The sequence below is a fragment of the Breznakia blatticola genome (genome assembly GCF_004365815.1).
Taxonomy (GTDB): Bacteria; Bacillota_I; Bacilli_A; order Erysipelotrichales; family Erysipelotrichaceae; genus Breznakia; species Breznakia blatticola.
The window spans coordinates 28,092-49,576 of sequence record NZ_SODD01000012.1 but is presented as its reverse complement, the minus strand read 5'-3'; the positions used below and the strand labels follow the sequence as shown (position 1 = coordinate 49,576).

The following is a 21,485-nucleotide window of genomic DNA, read 5'->3' as shown; positions in this document are numbered from 1 at the left end:
CGAGTCAAGCTTTTTATATACCCTTATCTAACGTTCATTGGCTGTTTGTTCGCTGTCTTCTTCGTCATCTTTTTTACGCTTCCACAGGAAAATAAGTAAGAAGAACAGTCCAAATAATGATAGGAAACCTGCCGCCATTAAGATATAGGATGTCAAACTCCATCCGTTATGATTGTCAGATGTAGTCAATATATCTTTATTTGTATTCGCACTTTTTTGTTTGTGATGTTGATCGTTTTTTGTGTTTTTAACTTCATCGTTGGTATTAGTTACACCCTTTTTGTCTGCATGTTGGTTATTTGCAATGTTTATATGTGTATCTTGTGTTGCAGATACATTTGCATCTGTACCATCATTTGCAGGAGTTGATGGTTCTAAACCATCCGTTTTGTTCACAGTATTTTCATTATCCAAAGAATCTGTCAAATCTATTTCATCAATAGGAGGAAGTTCTCCTTCTTCTGGATCAATTGTTGGTTCTGGTTGTTTCTTTACTTGTATAGTAGCAACTTCACTTGTCACTTGGCTAGTTTGATCATCAAGTGTATTGGTTATAACTACATAGTATGATGTAGAACCAATGGCTGTTGTATCAGGTGTGAAGGTATGTGCTGTAGCATCATCAATCAAGATATCTTCATGTTCTTCACTTGTTTGCTCATACCACTGATATGTCAACTGTCCATCATCTTCCACCGTTGCTTGTACATGTAAAGCAAGTGGTGTTTCATCTTGTATATATGTACCATGTTCAGGATGTTTGTGAATGATTGGTGTTGCCGCTGGTTGAATAACTTGTACCATTGCAGCCTCACTTGTAATATGTCTTGTCTCCCCTTTGCGAGTATTTGTAATTTGTACCCAATAGTAGAAAATACCCTTTTCATCAGTACTTGGAAGATATGCTTCTTCCGTTTCATTTTCAATCAATGTTGCATCTTCTAATTCTTTTGTTTTCGATACATACCATTGATAACTTAATACTCCATCATCAGATACTTCAGCATCTACAAATAGCATTTCTGGTTCATCGTTTATGATGTATGTAGCATCTTGTAGTTGCTCATTAATCGTTGGTGTTTCCGGTTCATCTACAACAGTTATCGTTGCGATATCACTTGTTTGACTAGCAGTTGTTCCATGTTCAGTATTTGTAACAACCACATAGTAATAACGTGTATCTTCTACACTTGTATCTGGTGTATATGTTACTTCTGTTGCATCTTGTATCGCTTGCCCATATGCGACTTCATCATTTTCACTTTCATACCACTGATAACTCAATACCCCATTGCTTGCGCTTCCTTCTACTTCTAAAGCAGTTGCATCGCTTCCCGTTAAATAGTATGCACTTTCTGGTTGTGTATCGATTGTTGGCTTTACTGCTTTTTCAACAACTTCAATTTTAGCAGTTTCACTTACTACTTTTGCTGTTGTTCCATATAGTGTATTGGTGATTTCTACATAGTAGTAGGAAGTGCCAATATCTTTTGTACTTGGCATGTAACTATCTGTCGTTGCATCTTCAATAGATGTTGCATCTGATAGATCTTTTTTATTACTTTTAAACCATTGATATGTGATACTTCCTGTATCGTTTGGACGTACTTCCACTACAAGATCTGTAGCATGTGCCCCTTGTCCATAGATTGCAGATTCAGGATCTTTTTCGATACTTACTGCCTGTGCAGCTGGTACAACTTCAATTTTAGCAACATCACTAGTTACTGACGAAGTTGTTCCATATAACGTATTCGTCACTTCGACATAGTAGTATGTCAATCCAACTTCATCTGTACTTGGTGTATAAGTTGGCTTTGTTGCTCCTTGGACTAGTTCTACATTTGTTTTATAGCGGTCATCACTAGCAAACCATTGATAGCTTAGCGTTCCGTTATCATTTTTATCTACATCAACACTCAACGGATCAGCTTTTGCACCTTGTCCATACGTATTATCATCTGGTGATTTTGTAATCGTCAAGGTATCCGCTGCTGCGATTACCTCAATTTCTGCGATATTACTTTGATTTTTAGCAGTAGTTCCATACAATGTATTGGTTACTTCGACATAGTAATAGTTTTTCCCAAGTGTGTTTGTGCTTGGTGCGTAGGTATCATTTGTTGCATCCTTAATTGCTTTGGCATTTGAACCATCTTTGTTTGCACTTTGATACCATTGATAGCTTAGTGTCCCAGTATCGCTCGAACTTGCTTCCACAACAAGTTTGTTAGCTGCGGCACCTTTTCCATAAATACTATCTTTTGGTTGTCCAGTGATATCAGGTTTTGCTGCTGCATTTACGATATCTATTCGTATCCTATCACTTTCACTTACTGCACTAGTACCATGTAGTGTATTGGTTACCTCTACATAGTAATATGCAGTTTCAACAACATCCGTACTTGGCGTATACACGCTATTAGTCGCATCATCTATGGATTTTCCTACACCTGTTTTTTTACTACTGATTTTAAACCATTTGTAAGTTAGGATTCCACCGTCGCTTGCACTTGCATCAACTTCTAATGGCTTTGCAGTTGCCCCTTTACCATAAATTGCATTTTGAGGTTTGACGTTGATTGTTGGTTTTGTTGCTGGTGCAATAACTTCGATATCAGCAATCTCACTCGTTGCTTCTTTAGAAATATCATTTTCCGTGTTTGTCACAATTGCAAAATAGTATGTATGTCCAAGTGTTTCGGTACTTGGTGTATACGTTGTACTTGTTTCTTGATCAATTGCAGTTGCTCCATCTATTGTTGGTTGATCGTTTTGATACCATTGATAACTAAGCGTTCCACCTGCTTTCGCAATTGCACTTACACGCAGTGTTTTTGCTTTTGCCTTTTGTCCATAAATTGCTGATTTTGGATTCTCAGTAATTGTAGGAATTCCAGTTGGTTCAAATACTTTGATTTCAACTCGTTCACTTTCAACAGATGCAGTGGTACCATGAAGTGTATTTGTAATAACGACACAGTAGGCTTTCTCACCTAATGTAGTTGTACTTGGTGTATAACTATCCGTTGTTTCCCCTTCAATTGGATGTTTTGTATCACTGTTGAATGTTTCAAATTCATACCATTGGTAACTAAGTGTTCCATCACCATCTTTTCTAGCATCCACATGTAGAGTATTTGCTTGCTCATTGATTTCATAAATATCACCTTCAGGTTGGTTTTCAATGATTGGTTTTTTAGCTGCCTCAACAACTTCAATACTTGCAATTTTACTTCTCGATACACGTGTAGTTTTATGCTTTGTGTTTGTAACTTCAACAAAGTAGTAGAGTTTACCTGTTGTGAATGTTCTTGGCTTATATGTAGAGGCTGTCGCATCATTTATTTCTAATGCATTATTACCATTTTCTGATGTAGATTGATACCATTGACAACTTAAGGTTCCAGTATCATTTACACTCGCTTCTACTGAAAGAAAGTCTGCTTTAGCACCTTTTCCGTAAATTGCTGAATCTGGATGTTTTGTAATCTTTGGAGTTTCTGCTGCACTTACTATCTCAATTTCTGCAGCATTACTTACTGTTGATTTCGAAGTTCCATGTACTGTATTTGTTACTTTTACATAGTAATACTTTTTCCCTAGACTTCCAGTACTTGGTCTATAGTCTTTATTTGTCGCACCGAAAATTTCATTTCCACCGGTATTTGACTTTGTACTATTTTCATACCATTGATAACTTAATACTCCTGTATCCGAAGTCGCAGTTACTGATAACTTATCTGCTTCTGCATGTTTTCCATAGGTTGCATCATTTGGTTGTTCATTAATGGTTGGTGCATTTGCTGCAGGAACTACTTGTACTTTAACAACTCTACTTCTACTTGTTTTATAAGATTGTCCAGAGTAATTGTAAACATCTACATGATAGTACTTATATCCAATCGTACTCGTATCTGGAATAAACTGGTCCATCGTTTGCCCTGAAATTGGATTCTTTATTGTATTATATGCCCCACTTCGTGAAAACCATTGATATTTCAGGGTTCCACCATCACTTACTTCAGCAACAACTTTTAATGGTTCTGCTTTTGCCCCTTGTCCATAAATTACATCTGCTGGTTGCTCTGTAATTGTAGGAATCTCTGCTCGACTAACAATGCGTGCTACAGCACGTTCACTTTCAACTGACTTACTTGAGTTATTCAACGTATTTGTAACTGTAACTCCATAGTATTTCGAGCCAACTGTTACATCTTTTGGTGTAAATGTTGATTTGGTAGCTCCATTAATTAATCTTCCAGTACCACCAGTTTTACTATCATATAGATACCATTGATAACTTAAAGTCCCTTTATCAGGTGATGTCGCCTCTACAGAAAACTCTGCTGGCGTTCCATCTTCTATCCATTCAATGGTTATTGGTTGTTTTGAAATAATTGGTTCTTGAGCATTTGGCAATACGTTTACATTTGCGATCCTACTCCATTTTTCTTTAACATTCGAACCCCACGTGTTTCGAACACGAACAAAATAGAAAGTTCTTCCTAATTCTGAAGTCGGTGGCGTATATGTTGATTTTGTGGCTCCTGGAATTTGCGTAGAACCTCCTGTAGCGTCTGTTGTATTTTTATACCATTGATATGTAACTGTTCCATATTCTATTTTGTTTGTTGTAACTTTAAGTGCATTTGCATCTTCGTTTTGTTGGTACTCTGCCGAGTCTGGATGTGTAGCAATTGTTAGTTCTTCGATATCTCGTATATCCACATAAACAATATTACTTCTAACGATAGATATATCGCCTCCATCATTACTTGTAACTTCTACATAATAGTACGCTTTCCCAAGTTTATCTGTAGAAACACTTAGTGAATTGCTAGAAACTACACTTGCTAAGGTTCCTCCATACTCTGGTTTATCCGCATTTTTATACCACTGATACGTTAGTTTTGCACCTTCTGGTGCTTCCACTTTTACATTTAATCGAATTTTTGTGGTCGGTGATTGTGGTAGAATCCAATCTCTTGGCTGTTCTGTAATCTTTGGAGGCACAATCGCTTTTTTCACTTCAATTGCCGCTGGATTACTTGTACTTTTGGCCTTTGTATTTTTATATCCAGTATTAGTCACAACAACATAATAGTATCTTGTTTCTATATTATCTAAAGGTGGTGTATAGGTTGATTTTGTTGCTCCTTGAATCAATACTCCACCAACATTTCCTTTTACTGAAGTTGAATACCACTGATACGTTAGCGTTCCTTCATCTGATTTTCTAGCTGTCACTTTTAAAGGTGTTACAGTGTCGCCTTGTCGATATGTTGCTCCTACCGGTTGTGTTGTAATAGATGGTTGTTTTGCCTTGTCATGTACAACAATCGGTACCGCCCTAGACACCCCAGCAAACATTCCTTCAATCGGACTAGAGTATGCCATAAAGAGACGATAGTATTTTGTTCCCACAACATTAGTAGGTGGTGTAAACGTTTTTCCTTTCGCACCATCAATATACGACCATCCGGTATTGTCTAGACTATCATTTACTTGCCAAGAATATGAAATATTCTTAGTTGCTGTAGGCTTTCCTTCAATGCTTCCTGATGCACGTAATGGTTGTGCCGTTTCATTTATTAGATAATCAGCACCTTCTGGTTGTTCATCAACATCGATGACTACAGAAGTCACTGCTCGTGGTTGGATCAGATTATCCGTTCCAACTTTAACGTTCTCAATTGAATCATTTGTTTGTTCTTCAATTTGCTTTTCTTCATGATCTAGCTTTTCATCTTGTTCTTCTTGTTTCATGAGAATTTGATGGTTTTGCAAATCATACGAAAAGAATGCATTGATACTTAGGGATCCAATAATGGTGACCATCAATGCATAACTAAAGAACCTCATCTTTAGGTTTTTCTTTTTCTGCATTTCATTTACTCCTCTTTCTGTATATTGCACACACATATACATCTAGATCCCTTTATCTTGTACGTGACAATTTGTATTATACAAATTGCACAAGCGACATTATATATGATGTAATTATAATTATCAACTATTTCTACTAAATAATTTAGTTATCATCATTTAATAATAATATAATAGTTTACAAAGAAAAAGACCCACCTCTGATTCTTACGAATCAGTAGATGAGTCAATTACAGATTTTTATTTTGCATCTCCATCTTTCACATGAAGTTTACCACGACAGTATGTATCCACAACATCGTAATTAGGATCTAGTACAACTAAGTCCGCATCATGTCCCGTACAAATTTTACCTTTACGGTCATCAATACCTAGTGCACGTGCTGGGTTTAATGTACAAGAGTTTAGTGCATAATCAAATGGAATAAGTGCTTCTTCAACAAGTAGTTTAAGTCCGTGGTTTACATGTAATGTTGAACCAGCCAAACTTTTTACACCTTCAATTAAGTGTGCACTTCCATCAGGGTAGATTTCAATTTCATGGCCACCAAACATGTGGTGTGATCCAATTGGACATCCTTTTGCCATTAATGCATCCGTGATCATAATCATGTGGTCACGTCCTTTTGCCATAAATAAATCATTTACCGCATTTAGGTTACTGTGGTTCCCATCACAAATACATTCACCATATACATCACGCATACGCATAGCTGCACCAACCAATCCTGGATTACGGTGGTGGAATGGAGACATTCCATTAAATACGTGTGTCATTGATTTTGCCCCATGAGCAACACCCATAACTGCTTGTTCGTATGTTGCACCAGAGTGACCCATACTTACCATTACACCATTTTGACTTGCATACTCTGTAAGTTTGAAGTCATCATCGTGTTCTGTTGCCATTGTCATAATTTTAATATGACCTCTTGCAGCTTTTTGGAATTCTTTAAATTCGTCTACATTTGGTTTACGAATATGTTCAGGTGGTTGTGCACCTTTATATTGCATATCTAGGAATGGACCTTCAAAGTGGATCCCCATAATTTCTGCACCTTCATAATCGCCTTTTTCCAATACATTTGCAACGTTTTCACATGCTTCACTAAGAACTTCTTTACTTTGTGTAATCGTTGTTGGATATAAAGCAGTAACACCTTCACCTGGAATGTGTTTTACCCAGTTTAATAAACCTTCTGGTTGCGCGTCATTTGTATCAAATGAGTAAGCACCATGACAGTGAATATCGATAAATCCTGGGACAATACGGTTTTCACCATAGTCTTTATCAACAGTTTTTTCACCATAGTCGTAGATACCAACAATTTTGTCTTTCTCTACATCGATTTGTGCAGGGATAAATTGTCCTGCAATCCAAACCTTTTTACTTTGAATTATCATTAGGCATTCCTCCATCTTTGTACTTGCATTATACATCTTTCTAGACGAAAACGAACGATAAATGCTTATCTTTTTTGAGAATATGTTTATCTTTTTTGTTTTCTTGTCTATATTTCATCTACTTTAGAAAATGAGTTCCTCAAAAAGAGAAACTCATACCATTAGAATATTTCTTTTTGGTGTGTTGCGAATAAATATTCGTCAATACAGTTAATTACACGATCTCTTACAAGTTCTTCAGGATCATTTGTAAGGAATCCTTCACGTACCTTTGTATATTGAATTGGCATAAATTGACTTAATAAGTTTAAAGGAACTCCATCCTTTAAGTTTTTCATAAGTAAATCAATTGCACCGACAACTTCTGGATTTTGCATGTAGTAACGTGAACGGTCTGAGAATGAGAACTTACGTTTGATACGAATTTCATTTTCATTCCCTGTGTAGTATTTTTGCCAACGACTTGGATCTTCTAACATAACTTTATCTAATACTTCAATAAAGTGACTTTGCATTTCTGTACGATCTGCATAGATTTCTTTTTCCGCATATGCTAAAGCAAATAGTGCTTCTCTAGCCATGAATGTTAATCCAGGTCCAACTTTTAGTATTCCAACTCCATCTTCGATTAATTCACGAAGTTTGTATTTTGTTTGATAGTCACTTGAGTGTCCTTCAAATACTAAGGTTGGATATTCTTTAATTGATGCCATTAAGTCTGCAGCTTTGGCACGATCATATTCTGTACATCCTGCATCTTTTTCTTCAATACCAGGTTGTACAACAAATCCAATTACATTGTCCCAAGCTTTTTCTAAGCCTGCATTTTTAAATGCATCCTCAAATAATGCTTCCGTTGCTTTAAAATCAGCAACACTTGTGACTTGCATTCCTTCTCCATCACCTTGTACTCCACCAGGGATTGGCACTTCACTACCAACGATGTAAACTGGTTGAAATGCATCTGGGTGACTTTTTACATATTCTGCATAAGCAGCTTCTGCTACTTTTGCTAGTCGTACCCCACGTTCTGCAATTTTCTCATCGCTTAATCGTGTATTTGGATCATCATCAGCAACTTTCATAGATGTATCAATGTGGATTTTTGTGAATCCTGCTAATACATATGCACGAACAAGATCTTCGGCATTTTTCATGGCTTCTTTTTCTGGTAAGTGTGCCCATGTTAGTGGCCCTAAATGGTCACCTCCCATGAACAATTTCTTCATATTGAAGTCATATTTTCTGGCAATGTCACAGACGTAGTCCATAAATGCTTGTGGGTTCATTCCAGTATATCCACCAAATTGGTCAACTTGGTTTGCCGTACTTTCAATAAGCACACAAGAGTCATCTTCTTTTCCGCGTTTTAAGACCGCTTCGACGACATATTTATTTGCACTACAACATGAGTAAATTCCTACAGCGTTTCCTTCTTTCTGTAGTTTAACAATTTGTTTTAAAGGGTTTTGATTCATAACGATTCCTCCATCAACTGCATTATATCACTCTTAGAAGAATATGCATGTATTGTACACAGACTTTGTTAGTTAACATAAAAAATGTGCTAAAAAAGACAAACAAAGCTTTAAAAATGGACAAATCTTACGATGTAGCTGCTTCTACTTGTAAACTGCTTTTCTCACTTAGACTTTGGTATGTATGAGCAATCATAAAGGCAACTAGAATAAATGTTATTACATCTGCAATTGGCATAGAGTATAAAATTCCATCTAAACCAAAGAATCGTGGCAGGATCATGACAAGTCCAACTCCTAATACAATTTCACGAATTAGTGATAAAACTGTAGACATTAATGATTTACCTAGCGATTGTAAGAAAATAAACATACCTTTATTCACGGATGCAAAAATCAACATACTCAAATAAATACGGAACGTTTTGACACCAAAAGCTGTATAGTAGACACTTTCACTTTGTGCACCAAAGATATTAAGTAGTGTGTTTGGGAATAGTTCAACAACTAATAAACCAATCGCTCCAACAATTGCTTCAATTTTCATCAAACTTACAAACATTTCTTTTACTCGATCTTTCCGGTTAGCTCCTAAGTTGTAACCAACAAGTGGAATACTTCCGGCTGCTAAACCAATCACAATCGATACGACAATGCCAAAGAACTTCATTACAATCCCAACAATTGCCATAGGAATATGTGCATACATTTCTTGTGAGAATATCGTATCTAAAGCTCCATAGGTTTGAATCATATTATTGATTGCTGCAATAGATACCACGATTGATAATTGTGAGATGAAACTACAAAATCCAAGTTCTAAAATTGATTTTACATATTGTAACTTTAAGATGAAATATGACTTTCTTAGTTCCAAACGTTGTAGTTTAAATAAGTAAATCACCGATAATGCAAAACTAAGAATTTGTCCAATAACTGTCGCAAGTGCTGCACCCATCATTCCCCAACGGAACACAAAGATAAAAATTGGATCTAAAATCACATTACATAAAGCTCCAGATAGTGTTGCAAACATAGCATATTTTGGATTTCCATCTGCACGAATAATTGGATTTAACGTTTGTCCTAACATGTAGAACGGTAAACCAATTGTGATGAAAAAGAAGTATTCATTTGATAATTCGAAAGTTTGCTCGTTAATCGCTCCACCAAACATACGTACGATATCTTGTTGGAAAACCAAGTACACTGCCATTAGTGCAACACTTGTAATAAGTGATAACACAATTGCATTCCCTACACTAACACTAGCTGGTTTATGCTCTTTCTTCCCTAAACGGATACTAATAAACGCACAAGCTCCATCTCCAATCATAACGGCAATGGCTAGTGCGATTACCGTTAATGGATATACCACGGTATTGGCAGCATTTCCAAAGGAACCTAAGTAATCCGCATTAGCGATAAAAATTTGGTCCACAATATTGTAAAGTGCCCCCACTAGTAAAGAAATAATACACGGAATCGTATATTTGCGCATTAATACGCTTGTTTTTTCAGTTGTCATATAATCATTTGTATTCATAAAAAATTCTCTCCCTCTATCCGTAAAAAAAACGTAAATCCACATCTGGACTTACGCTTTTGCTACTCGACGAAGGTTATACTACCACATATTTTTTTCATGTGTAAGCATTTTTTAACACTTTTCATCTAATAAAACTGGTTTTTTTAATTTATAGAAGGCTTCATCGACACTTCGTATTTTTACATCGTATAGTTTTTCATACAACGGAACATTATTAATTCGTGCCATTACGCATGAAGTTGTTCGCGGAACGATGTTTTTATAAATCTTTTCAATTCTTTCGTTACTTGATACTTCAACGATAATATTCTCTTTATCTTGCAAAGAATAACGAAGCAGTTTACTCAGTGTATGTGAGTCTAAATAGATGACTTCATCTACTTCAATCACATCTCCTTTTTCATACGATACTGCATACCCTAATGGTTGATTTTCTTCATCATAACACATACAAATGGCTCCACCATTTTTCTCAATGGCTTCAACATATCGTAAATAGTATTCACGATCACGGATGTAGTAACAATCAAAGCGTTTGGCAAACTCTTGATATAAATACACCATGACATCAATATCAACATGTGTAGAAATTCCTTTAAGATCTTTAATGCGAATATCTTTTTGACTTAAATGCAGTTTCTTACGATACGAAACGGTACGAAAGCCATATTTCTCATAGATCTTTGGATTGTATGCTTCAATAAATGTCAGCAAGTAATTTTGTGAGCACTCATCAAGCACATAGTGCATCAATTCACTCATCGCTCCTTGATTACGATAATCGACATGGGTTGCAACACCAAAAACATAACTACATAAAAGAACTTTATCTTGAAAGCGTAGTGGATGTTCTTGAAAAGACATCGTTGCATAAATTCGTGTATCATTTTCTAAAAAGTAGGTTTTATTTCTACTGAATTGATCTTGAAAATACTGTTCAAAGAACACTTGATCTTTTGCTGGATGATTTTGCACATTAAGCAGCAATAACTCTTCTTTTTCTTTCTCTGTTGCAATCTCAACCATTATTCTTCTTCCCTCTCTGTATACTCAACATCAATGACATCTGGATCAATACGTGATCCATTTGCTTGATCTCTTTCTTGTTCGTAATCATCACGTGAACGATAATACGGATATTCTTCATCATTCATCATTTTACGAAGTTTATATCGGTAATACGCATATAAACAAATCCCCACGATTAGTAGAAGTACAACTAACCATGCAATAACTGGAATTAACCAAATAATAATTAAAACTGTTAAAATGGCAGCTAATATCTTTTTCAAACTTTCCATAAGTAACTCCTATCGTTTATAATCCTGGGCAATGTCACGAATCTTATTTAAGCGGTGACGAATTCCCGATTTTGAAATACTTTCATTATACTGTTCTTCATAGAACTGACATAATTCATTTAAATTTGCTTCTGGATGTTCTTTGCGTGTATAGGCAACACGTTGCAATCCTTCAGGTAGATTTTCCAGTCCACCATAATTATCAATCCAATCAATATCTTCTAATTGTTTTTGAGCTGCCTTTATTGTTTTTACTTCATTGGCAAGCTCGCAATTATCAAGTCTTGTTAATGAATTCATAAAATCTCTTTGAATTCGTGTATCTTCAAATGCAAACAAAGAATTACTTGCACCTACAATCTTTAGAAAATCACTAATTTTATCACTTGCTTTAATGTACACCATTTCATGATTTCTACGTTTTGTGACTTTCGCAGATAAATGAAATCGATTCATTTGTTTTGCAAGATATTTTGCTAGTGCAGTATGTGTCGTAGATATCTCTAGATGATAGTTACTTTTAACTGGCGAGTTCACACTTCCATTGGATAAAAAAGCTCCCGCTAAATATGCACGTACACAATCCTCATTTTTCACGATTTTCTTACTTGGTGTTTCATTTAATCCTTCATCATTCATAATATCCAAATCTTTTAAAATCTCTAATGCTTTGGTTTTAATACGAATCACATAGATATTGTTTTTCTTCAGTTTCATCTTTTTAATAATCGATAACTGCGTTTCAACTTGATACAATTCTTTGATGATTTGGTAAATGTATTTGGCAGTAGAGACATTTTCTGTTTGTGCACTAATTGCCGTACCCTCACTAGTAAAATGAAGTGAAGCACTTAACTGCAAAAATGCACTTAATAGTGCTTTTTTACATTCGTCATTCCAGTCATAAAGACATATTTCTTTTTTTACATCACTTGTGAAGGACACTTCATTCACTCCTAACTATTTCAACATTTCTTCAAACGCACGTTTGATTTTCATACTATCATGACGAATCAAACCGTCGTCAAATTTCAACAAGTTGTATTTTACAACTTCGTATGGGTGTTCATTTTCTGCTTGCCATATTGGGTAACTATCTTGTTTGCGATAACGATCTAAGGTTTCCTCATGCAAGATATTATTATGGGTAACCACCGTATCAATGATTCCCTTATATGTATGCTTTTCTAATGCTTCAACATGGTCTTCCATCGTAAAATGATCGGTTTCTCCAGGCTGACTCATCGCATTACAAAAGTAAATCGTTTTTGCTTTACTCGATTTTAAAGCGGAGATAATTTCTGGAATAATGATGTTTGGTAAAATGCTCGTATACAAACTTCCAATTCCAAAAATAATGTAATCTGCATTGGTTATGGCTGATACGGCACGCTTTGTGGCATACACCTTTTCATCATAATATACTTTATCAATACGGTTATGAAACTTTGGTATGTTGCTTTCTCCTGCAACCTTTGTTCCATCTTCCATAATGGCCATCAGCGTCACGATTTGGGTTGTTGATGGGACAATCTCCCCTTTCACCCGTAAGACGCGTGAGAACGTTTGAATCGCTTCTAAAAAGTTCCCACTAATTTGCGTTAAAGCCGTAAGAAGTAAGTTACCTAAGTTATGCCCAGAAAGATCCCCTTTCCCGTCAAAGCGAAAATCCATCAATGAAGATAGAAGTGTTTCACTTTCTGCCAAGGCAATCATAACGTTGCGAATATCTCCCATCGCTGGTATTTGATAGGCATCACGTAAACGTCCAGTACTTCCTCCATCATCAGCTACTGTCACAATCGTTGTCAATTTTATATTTTCAATATCTTTGATTCCACGTAAGATAACAGACTGTCCTGTCCCTCCACCAATTACAACAACATTTTTCATTTAGTCCACCTTTTTATCTCGATGTCCCTTGTGACATTTATAGCGATTGCGATAATGATCAAATAAGTAATTTACAAGTGTTACACTACGGTGTTGTCCACCGGTACAACCTATGGTTACTGTTAAGTGATTTTTCCCTTCGTTTTTATACTGCTCAAATGAGTAATCCAAAAACGGTAATAAGTGCGTAAGATACTCTTTTGTTTCTTCTTTTTCCATGACAAAGTCATAGACATCTTTGTCATCACCGGTTTGATTTCGCATACTTTCAATCCAATATGGATTTGGTAAGAATCTGACATCAAACATTAAATCGGCATCTAAAGGAACCCCATTTTTATAACCAAAGGAAACAAACGAAATAACAAAACTATTTTTTGCATCAATGGCAAGACGTGATTCTAACATTTCACGTAATGCTTTAATTGATAGTTTTGTCGTATCGATATGAATGACTTTACGATAGTTAATATCGTTAAACAAGTCACGCTCAGCTTCAATTGCTTCTTCTAATGTATTTGCTTTTCCACTGACAATAAGTGGATGGTTACGTCTTGTGAATTTATAGCGTTTTAGTAGTTCTTCATTGCTTGCATCTAAATAAACAACTCGCACATTTTTATCCCGACCTTCAAAATAAGAAAGGAACTTTTGATAATCTTGTGCACTTGTCGCAAATGCAATATTTTGATATCGCGGATCATGTTCATCACTAATAATCTTTCCTAGTTCATCTAAGAGTTGCACAGGAAACATATCGATACAGTGATATCCCATATCTTCTAGTACACCAATAGCACTTGTCTTTCCTGCACCAGACATCCCAGTGACTAAGATAATATTCTGCTTTTTCATTACTTCCATAACACCCACCACCTTGCAAATATTATAGCATAAGTATACGCAAATAGCGCGTCTAGCTACTTAGATAAACAATCACGAATTTCTTGAAATACACTCTTATCCATAATGTGATTATGTCCAGAAATAACATATTTTGCATCATAGGTTTCATAAAGCGCTAGTGATGCTTTATAGATTTCTTCATCACAGACAAGACCTGGCACTAACTCTTCTGGCGTATCACCTATATTATCACCAACATTTAACGTGCGATCCACTGCATCATAAATCGCAATATCACACCCAGCATGACCTGGTGCATAAAAAATTTCAATTCCATCATCAACATACATCATACGTTCATCAAATACCAAATTTGGTAGCACCATTTCAATATTTCCTTGTTTCCACTCGATAAACTGTGTTGTGGCTCTTTGCCAGTCTGCTTTAATCGCTTCAAGAATGCTGCGATGTCCAATAATCGTATGATTTTTAAAACAAAGATTTCCCCATATGTGATCATAATGATGATGTGTATTAATCACAATAAGTTCTTTTGTACTATCTTTTAGATGTTCAAATATTGGCTCTAAGCTTTTATCTCCTAGTCCTGTATCAATTAAATAATTGCGATGTTTCCCTTCAATCAATTGAAGATGTAAATCAAAACCTTCACATGCTTCAAAGATTGTAAATATCGTAGTACGTTCTGTAAGTTTTTGTATTCTCATAAGTTTCCCTCTACTGTTCTCTCTTGTAGTATATCAAAAAAACACTCACCATTTATATGGCAAGTGCTTCATTTAGACACATTTTATGTAGCGTACGCAACTTTGAGCAGCAATTGCTCCATCATTTGTTGCTGTAACAACTTGGCGTAATGATTTCTTAGTTACATCTCCTGCAGCTAATAAACCAGGAATTTTTGTTTCCATATGTTCATTAACTTCAATGTAACCTTCTACATCTGTAACACCTTCATCTGCAATCCAACTACTGATTGGTGTTGCTCCAATATATGGGAATACAGCACTCACTTCAAGTAGTTCTTTTTTGCTTTCATCATGACTATCATAAAGTTTAATTCCTGTAACTGATTTTCCATCACTTACGATTTCTTCTACTTTTCTTTCACGAATCACTTCAATGTTTGGCGTATTTTCTACACGCTCTACAATGATGCTATCCGCTCTAAATACATCACGACGAATCACGACATATACTTTTTCTACAATCGTAGATAAGTATAGCGCTTCTTCTAGCGCAGAGTTTCCTCCACCGATGACTGCAACTTTTTTACCTTTAAAAAAAGCTCCATCACATACAGCACAATAACTAACTCCACGTCCAATATTTTCCATTTCTCCAGGCACTTGTAGAAGTTGTTCTTTTGTACCTGTAGCGATAATTACACTACGTGCTTTGTATACTGTATCATCATCTGTAATCACTGAATGAAATCCACTATTTGTTTTATCAATTTCGATATCTACAACATTTCCATACAAATATTGGGCACCAAATGTTGTTGAATGTTGAAACATATCAGTTGCTAGTTCAAACCCATTTGCCGAACTATAACCAGGATAATTACTAATTTCATTTGTTTTTGTTAATTTTCCACCGGGTGCTCCTGCTTCTAACATAATTGTTTTTAATCCAGCGCGTGAAGCATAAATAGCTGCAGTCATTCCTGCAGGTCCAGCTCCGATGATCACTACATCACTAATTCGTTCCATGTGCGATCCTCCTTTACTATTTCTATAATTTCAATCAAATCATATACCATGTAACTAGGTTTTGTCTTGATTAATGCTTCTTTCATTCTTGGATCATTTACAAAAGCAATACTTACTGCACCCATATTTTGTGCTGCTTGCACATCACTTGTTGCATCACCAACATAAATCAAATTATCATGTGGTACACGCATTTCTTTACAAGCGATTAGTAAAGGTTCTGGATTTGGTTTAAAGTGTGTAACATCTTCTCGCCCTACAACTACATCAAAATAATCCGCAAGTCCACTTTGAATCAATCCTTTATCTACCAACCAGTGCATCTTACTTGAGACAACACCGATTTCATATCCATTTTCTTTCAAGTAATCGAGTAATTCTTTTGCATGATTCACCGCTTTTACATATTCATCATGACGCCCATGATTGAAATCACGATAGACTTCAAGTGCTTTATCTACTTCACTTTCATCAAAATATTTTGCCAAACCTTCATATAATGGTGGTCCCATGAATAATAAAAGTTCTTCATCCGTTAATTGAACTTCTGGTTTTAATGTTGCAAATGTATGACGGAAGCTATCGAAGATTAACTTTTGTGTATCAATCAATGTTCCATCTGCATCGAATAGTACCACTGGTTTTTCCTTTTTAAATGGATATACGTTTTTAAACAAACGATCAAATACACCTGCAAGCCCAAGTAAGCCAACCAAAATAAAGACAATACTTGTGATTTGTGCAATCTTTAAACTTCCTGCATATAGTGCATCGGTACGATAAATTTCCACAATGAAGCGGATGACTCCATACCAAATCACATACGCAAAAATCATATCTCCGTTTTTCTTACGAATGAAACGTTTGAATAGTGTAATGATTAAGATAAAACCAATGACATTTCCAATACCTTCAATTAAGAACATCGGTTGGCGATAGGCACTATCGATATACATGTTGTCTTTAATAAATGAAGGAAACATCCGAAAGTATTCTTCATTTACAATTCCACCGTATGCCTCTTGGTTCATGAAATTACCCCAGCGTCCAATTGCTTGTGCAATTAATACATTTGGCATAATACAATCTCCAATTCGCAGTAGATTTACACCTTTACTACGAAAGAAGAAATAGGAGAATATAATACCGGTAATTAATCCACCATGTATAGCAAGTCCACCTTCCCATATATAGAAGATACGAATCGGTTCACTAGCAAAACTTGCCCAGTCAAATATGACATACCAAACACGAGCTCCTAGAATTGCTAGTGGCATCATCATTAAGAAATAGTCTTCAAGAAGCTCTTTTCCATAACCAATCTTTTTTGCGTTTCTTAATGACATGCGATATGCAATAATCGCACCTGTAACAATTAAAATGGCATACCATGCAATGCGTAAATGAAAACTTCCAATTTCAATTTCCAAGAACGTTTTTAAATCAGGAAATAAACGCATTACTTATCTCCTTCACTTTCACTTTTTTGAGTTTCAATCAAACTAAGTACACGTTGTTCGAAATCTCTAGCTGAGTTGTATCCTTCTTCTTGAAGTACAATATTTGTTACTGCACTTTCAATAATAGTTGCCATTGAACGACCACCACGAATCGGTAAAATAATCTTTGGAATTTCAATTCCAAGAATACATTCGTATTTTTGATCTTCGATTCCAACTCGGTCATATTCTTGTGCATTATCCCAACTTGTTAGTTCAATAACAAAGTCTACTTTCTTTCTTGGTAGTGTAGAACTTGATCCATATAACTTACGGATATTGATGATTCCAATCCCTCTTAGTTCAATAAATCCTTCCAATAATTTTGGCGGATATCCAATAATTTCATTATGAATGAGATAACAATCAATTAAATCATCAGAGATTAACTGGTGACCACGACGCACCAAGTCCAAAGCAACCTCACTTTTTCCCATTCCACTTTCTCCACGGATCATAACTCCTTTTCCATAAATATTTAAAAGGACACCATGTAGTGAATCAATTTTTGCTAGTCGTTCATCTAAGTATGATACTAGATTTGTTGTCATACGACTGGTTCTTTGGTTCGAACGTAAGATTGGGAAATTCTTTTCCTTGGCAATGTCTAATAGTTCCACTGGACATTCATGATGGTTCGTCACAAGAATCAGTGGTGTTTTTTCACCTGTAATAAAATCAAAACTTTTTTTCTTTTGTTCACTTGTCATCGTTTTGATATATTCGATTTCTTTATCTCCCAAAATTACAATACGTTTGGGTTGTGAATAGGCAAAGAATCCTGCAAGTTCAAGTCCTGCACGGTTTGGATCAGCAATCGTAATTTCACGATTTAATGCTTTTTCATCCCCACAAAGTACATCAAAATCAAAATGCTCTTTTAACTCTCTTACTTTTACACTCATTTCTTATTCTCCTCTAGAATTGGTTTCAAGTATTGTCCAGTGTATGATTCTTCAATTGCTGCAATTTTCTCAGGTGTACCTGCACCCATCAATTGTCCACCTTCATCTCCACCTTCTGGTCCAATATCAATAATATAGTCCGCGCATTTAATCACATCTAAGTTATGTTCAATAACCACAACTGTATCGCCATTATTCACAATGCGTTGTAATACCTTTAATAAGGTATTTACATCACTACTGTGAAGTCCAGTTGTTGGCTCATCTAAGACAAACAATGTTTTACCAGTTGCTTTACGTTGTAATTCACTTGCTAGTTTTACACGTTGTGCTTCCCCACCAGATAGTGTAGTTGCACTTTGTCCAAGTTTCACATATCCAAGACCAACATCTGCTAATGTTTGTAGTTTATGTTTTACTTTATGTACATTTTTGAAGAACTCAACTGCTTCTTCAACGTCCATTTCAAGAACATCATGAATGTTCTTTCCTTTGTATTTTACTTCTAAGGTTTCTTCATTGTAGCGCTTCCCACCACACTCTTCACACTCTACATAAACATCTGGTAAAAAGTGCATCGAGATACGAATAATACCATCTCCTTGACATGCTTCACAACGACCACCACGAACGTTAAATGAGAAACGACCTTTCTCATATCCACGCATTTTCGCATCTGGTGTTTGGGCAAACAAGTCACGAATATCATCAAATACTCCAGTATATGTTGCTGGGTTACTGCGTGGTGTACGTCCAATTGGATCTTGTGAGATATTGATAATCTTATCAATATTTTCAATTCCTTTAATCGTTTTAAACTTTCCTGGTTTCATACGAACACGACCAAGTGCTTGTGATACTCCTTTACTAAGGATTTCATTTACCAAACTACTTTTTCCTGATCCAGAAACTCCAGTAACTACAGCCAATGTTCCAAGTGGAAATTTTACATTGATATTTTTTAAGTTATTTTCAGCAGCACCTTTTATTTCAATGAACTTTCCATTTCCTTTTTTACGTTCATTTGGAATTGGAATCGATAAACGTCCGCTTAAATAATTAGCAGTAATACTTCCTTCATTATTGATGATTTCATCATATGTTCCAGCAGCAACCACTTGACCACCATGTACACCAGCACCTGGACCAATATCCACAATATAGTCACTTTGACGCATCGTTTCTTCATCATGCTCAACTACAACTAACGTATTTCCTAAATCGCGCATTTTCTTTAAAGAGTTAATTAAACGTTCATTATCACGTTGATGTAGTCCAATACTTGGCTCATCAAGCACATAAAGAACTCCCGTTAACTGTGAACCGATTTGCGTGGCTAAACGAATTCGTTGTGCTTCCCCACCACTAAGGGTTCCTGCAAGTCGGTCTAAGGTTAGATAATTCAATCCAACATCACTTAAGAAACTTAAACGGTTCTTTATTTCTGCAAGAATTAGTTTTGCAATCGACATCTGTGTTTTGCTTAATTCCATGTTATCCATGAAGATTAAAGCTTGTTTAATCGACATTTGTGTCCATTCATAAATGTTTATTCCATTTACACGAACACTTAAAGCAATTTCATTTAAACGTGAACCATGACAAACTGGACATACATCTTCTCCCATAAATGAAGCATACCATTCACGTGAGAATGATGATGTTGTTTCCATATAACGACGTTCGATTAAATTTACAATTCCTTCAATGTATTGATTTTTCTGGGTAACCATTCCTGATTTTGAATAAATCTTGTAGGCAATTGGCACATCACTTCCATATAACAAGTAATTCATTTCTTTCTTCGTCATATCTTTTAATGGTTTGTTTGGATCAATATTGTAGTAATCCAACATCGCTTTATAGTTTTGCCACTCTAGGTTATCTTTTTTCAAAATATTCTTATAGTAGACAATACCACCTTGCATAATACTCAAGCTCTTATCTGGCATTAATAAAGATAAATCTACTTTTTGTGTAACTCCTAGTCCTTTACATTCTGGACATGAACCAAATGGAGCATTAAATGAAAATAATCTTGGTTCTAATTTTGGCACCACAAAATCACAGTACTTACATGAGTAGTTACTTGAGAAAAGCATTTCATCTTTTCCAGCTAATACTAAAGCAAGACCATCACTTAATTTGACTGCAGTTTCTAATGAATCATGTAAACGTCCACGATCTTCACCTTTAATAATTCGGTCAACTACAACATCAATATCATGTTTTTTATTTTTCTCTAAGTCCTTAACTTCTTCAATTAATGTAAGTTCACCATCTACACGTGCTCTTACATATCCTTCTTTCATTAACTTCTCGAATAAATCTTTGTGTGTTCCCTTTTTTCCTCTAACAATTGGCGATAGAATTTGAAGACGTGTACCATTCTCCGTTTCCATCACCTTATCCACCATTTGTTTAATGGTTTGTGAGGTAATTGGTTCGTTGTGAACTGGACAATATGGCACTCCAATTCTCGCATACAACAAACGCAAATAATCATAAATTTCAGTAGCAGTACCAACCGTAGAACGTGGGTTGTTGCTTGTTGTTTTTTGGTCGATAGAAATCGCAGGTGAAAGACCTTCGATGCTATCCACATCTGGCTTTTCTGAATTTCCTAAGAATTGTCTTGCATATGCACTCAACGATTCCATATAACGACGTTGCCCTTCAGCATAAATTGTATCAAAAGCAAGAGATGTTTTTCCCGAACCAGATACTCCTGTCATAATGACAATCTGATCTCTAGGAATCACTAAATCTACATTTTTTAAATTGTTCTCTCTTGCACCTTTTATCCGTATTGTATTTTGTTCCATAATAACCTCATTCTCTCCAACATTATAGCACTTTTTAAGACGTAATTGGACTTGCAAACAAATATCCGTCCGCTTATGTCTTACCATTATAACAAACCTGTCAAGTCCTCATTTTTCTCATTCATATGATTTGAATTAAGAATCATTCTTAGTATAATTA

The 21,485-nt window shown here is 35.6% G+C and carries 14 protein-coding genes; all 14 read right to left on the bottom strand.

All coding sequences use genetic code 11. The features are described 5' to 3' along the window. Nucleotides 1-27: 27 nt before the first annotated feature. A complete protein-coding gene (locus EDD63_RS05075) occupies nucleotides 28-5,889 on the bottom strand; it encodes a hypothetical protein (RefSeq protein WP_134169132.1) in 5,862 nt (1,953 codons plus the stop codon). Between the two features lie 240 nt (nucleotides 5,890-6,129). Beyond that, nucleotides 6,130-7,293, bottom strand: coding sequence for an N-acetylglucosamine-6-phosphate deacetylase (nagA, locus tag EDD63_RS05070; protein ID WP_134169130.1), 1,164 nt, complete (start codon nucleotides 7,291-7,293; stop codon nucleotides 6,130-6,132). Between the two features lie 161 nt (nucleotides 7,294-7,454). After that, nucleotides 7,455-8,771 (bottom strand): class II D-tagatose-bisphosphate aldolase, non-catalytic subunit, encoded by a 1,317-nt coding sequence (locus EDD63_RS05065; RefSeq protein ID WP_134169128.1) that lies wholly within the window; start codon nucleotides 8,769-8,771, stop codon nucleotides 7,455-7,457. 127 nt (nucleotides 8,772-8,898) lie between these two features. Then, on the bottom strand, nucleotides 8,899-10,317 hold the full coding sequence (locus tag EDD63_RS05060) for an MATE family efflux transporter (RefSeq protein WP_134169126.1): 1,419 nt from the start codon (nucleotides 10,315-10,317) through the stop codon (nucleotides 8,899-8,901). A 114-nt stretch (nucleotides 10,318-10,431) separates the two neighbouring features. Then, nucleotides 10,432-11,346, bottom strand: coding sequence for a GNAT family N-acetyltransferase (locus tag EDD63_RS05055; protein WP_134169124.1), 915 nt, complete (start codon nucleotides 11,344-11,346; stop codon nucleotides 10,432-10,434). After that, a complete protein-coding gene (locus tag EDD63_RS05050) occupies nucleotides 11,346-11,621 on the bottom strand; it encodes a hypothetical protein (protein WP_134169122.1) in 276 nt (91 codons plus the stop codon). The genes EDD63_RS05055 and EDD63_RS05050 overlap by 1 nt, the downstream gene beginning before the upstream one ends. Nucleotides 11,622-11,630: 9 nt before the next feature. Then, a complete protein-coding gene (gene whiA / locus EDD63_RS05045; protein ID WP_134169120.1) occupies nucleotides 11,631-12,566 on the bottom strand; it encodes a DNA-binding protein WhiA in 936 nt (311 codons plus the stop codon). A gap of 15 nt (nucleotides 12,567-12,581) precedes the next feature. Continuing rightward, nucleotides 12,582-13,514 (bottom strand): gluconeogenesis factor YvcK family protein, encoded by a 933-nt coding sequence (locus tag EDD63_RS05040; RefSeq protein ID WP_134169118.1) that lies wholly within the window; start codon nucleotides 13,512-13,514, stop codon nucleotides 12,582-12,584. Continuing rightward, on the bottom strand, nucleotides 13,515-14,369 hold the full coding sequence (gene rapZ / locus EDD63_RS05035) for an RNase adapter RapZ (protein ID WP_134169158.1): 855 nt from the start codon (nucleotides 14,367-14,369) through the stop codon (nucleotides 13,515-13,517). It lies immediately after the preceding gene. A 65-nt stretch (nucleotides 14,370-14,434) separates the two neighbouring features. Next, complete coding sequence (locus EDD63_RS05030; protein WP_134169116.1) at nucleotides 14,435-15,088, bottom strand: MBL fold metallo-hydrolase; 654 nt, start codon at nucleotides 15,086-15,088, stop codon at nucleotides 14,435-14,437. A gap of 72 nt (nucleotides 15,089-15,160) precedes the next feature. Further along, nucleotides 15,161-16,096, bottom strand: coding sequence for a thioredoxin-disulfide reductase (trxB, locus tag EDD63_RS05025; RefSeq protein ID WP_134169114.1), 936 nt, complete (start codon nucleotides 16,094-16,096; stop codon nucleotides 15,161-15,163). Then, nucleotides 16,075-17,556, bottom strand: coding sequence for a prolipoprotein diacylglyceryl transferase (gene lgt / locus EDD63_RS05020; RefSeq protein ID WP_134169112.1), 1,482 nt, complete (start codon nucleotides 17,554-17,556; stop codon nucleotides 16,075-16,077). The genes trxB and lgt overlap by 22 nt, the downstream gene beginning before the upstream one ends. Next, entirely contained in the window at nucleotides 17,556-18,500 is a 945-nt protein-coding gene (gene hprK, locus EDD63_RS05015) for an HPr(Ser) kinase/phosphatase (RefSeq protein WP_134169110.1), read from the bottom strand. The genes lgt and hprK overlap by 1 nt, the downstream gene beginning before the upstream one ends. After that, nucleotides 18,497-21,325, bottom strand: a complete 2,829-nt coding sequence (gene uvrA, locus EDD63_RS05010; RefSeq protein WP_134169108.1) for an excinuclease ABC subunit UvrA — start codon at nucleotides 21,323-21,325, stop codon at nucleotides 18,497-18,499. Before uvrA ends, hprK begins: the two co-directional genes overlap by 4 nt. Nucleotides 21,326-21,485 lie beyond the last annotated feature (160 nt).